Here is a 1,011-nt window from a genome sequence, read left to right as displayed (position 1 = left end):
GTCGATGCCGCCGGTGTGGTCGTGATGGTGATGCGTGATCAACGTCAACGCGATATTTCCGTCGGTGGCGCGGGCGATCGCCTCGCTGTGCGCTTTGTCCTTGGGCCCCGGATCGATCACCACACAGTCGGATCGATCCGGCGCCCGCAGAATCCAGGTGTTCGTCCCCTCGAGCGTCATCTGGTTCGGATTATCGGCCAACAACACCGAAGCGGTACCGGTGACCGGCCGCAGTTGTCCGTACGCGGGATGAGTGAGGGTCATCTACCTTGCCTACCGCACTTCGGCGATCAGCTCCACCTCGACCGGAGTGTTCTTGGGCAACTCGAACACCCCGACCGCGGAGCGGGCATGCACTCCCGCCGCGCCGAACACCTCGCCCAGCAGCTCGGATGCGCCGTTGATCACCAGCGGCTGATCGGTGAAACCCGGTGCCGAGGCGACGAATCCCACCACCTTCACGATCCGCACGACCGCGTCCAGACCGACCAGATCGTCAACCGCCGCCAGCGCGTTCAACGCGCACAGGCCCGCGGCCCGCGCGGCGTCCTCGACGCTCACGTCGGCGCCGACCTTGCCCGTCGCCGACAGCGCGCCGTCGACGAACGGCAGCTGGCCGGCGGTGTAGACCAGCGAACCGCTGCGCACCGCCGGGATGTAGGCGCCCGCCGGAGCCGCGACCGGCGGCAGCGCGAGACCCAGTCGTTCGAGGTTGGCGCGCCAGTCCGTGCCGGCCGTCACTGCTTGGGCCGCTTCAGATAGGCCACGTGCTGTGCACCGGTCGGCCCCGGCAGCACCGTGACCAGCTCCCAGCCGTCGGCGCCCCACTGATCCAGAATCTGTTTGGTCGCATGCGTCAACAGGGGCACCGTCGCGTATTCCCAGACCGTCACATCGCTCATGTCGCAGAAGCGTACTGGGTGAACCGACGGTGAACGGTGCGGCCGAGAGACTCGTCGGGGACCGATCAGCACATTTCCGGCTCGTACGGAAGTGCGCTGTGGCCTACGA

3 protein-coding genes are annotated in these 1,011 nt (G+C 67.2%); all 3 read right to left on the bottom strand.

Features of this window, described 5'->3' with window-relative positions; genetic code table 11:
- Positions 1–264: MBL fold metallo-hydrolase (locus ACGF5C_RS35400; RefSeq protein ID WP_393308855.1), on the bottom strand; the 264-nt coding region annotated here is incomplete at its 3' end.
- A gap of 9 nt (positions 265–273) precedes the next feature.
- The gene (locus tag ACGF5C_RS35395) at positions 274–741 is read right to left on the bottom strand and encodes a RidA family protein (protein ID WP_030516434.1); all 468 of its coding nucleotides are present in this window, start codon (positions 739–741) and stop codon (positions 274–276) included.
- Positions 738–902: a hypothetical protein gene (locus ACGF5C_RS35390; protein ID WP_393308857.1), complete on the bottom strand. Its 165-nt coding sequence runs from the start codon at positions 900–902 to the stop codon at positions 738–740. The genes ACGF5C_RS35395 and ACGF5C_RS35390 overlap by 4 nt, the downstream gene beginning before the upstream one ends.
- Positions 903–1,011 lie beyond the last annotated feature (109 nt).

Origin of the sequence: Micromonospora sp. NPDC047620 (assembly GCF_043205005.1) — a bacterium.
GTDB lineage: Bacteria > Actinomycetota > Actinomycetes > Mycobacteriales > Micromonosporaceae > Micromonospora.
The sequence above is the reverse complement of the archived record's forward strand: the minus strand, read 5'-3'. Positions and strand labels throughout refer to the sequence as shown.

Excerpts from the sequence above, each read along its gene's own strand:
- ACGF5C_RS35390 (WP_393308857.1), bottom strand. The coding sequence starts at position 902 with ATGAGCGATGTGACGGTCTGGGAATACGCGACGGTGCCCCTGTTGACG.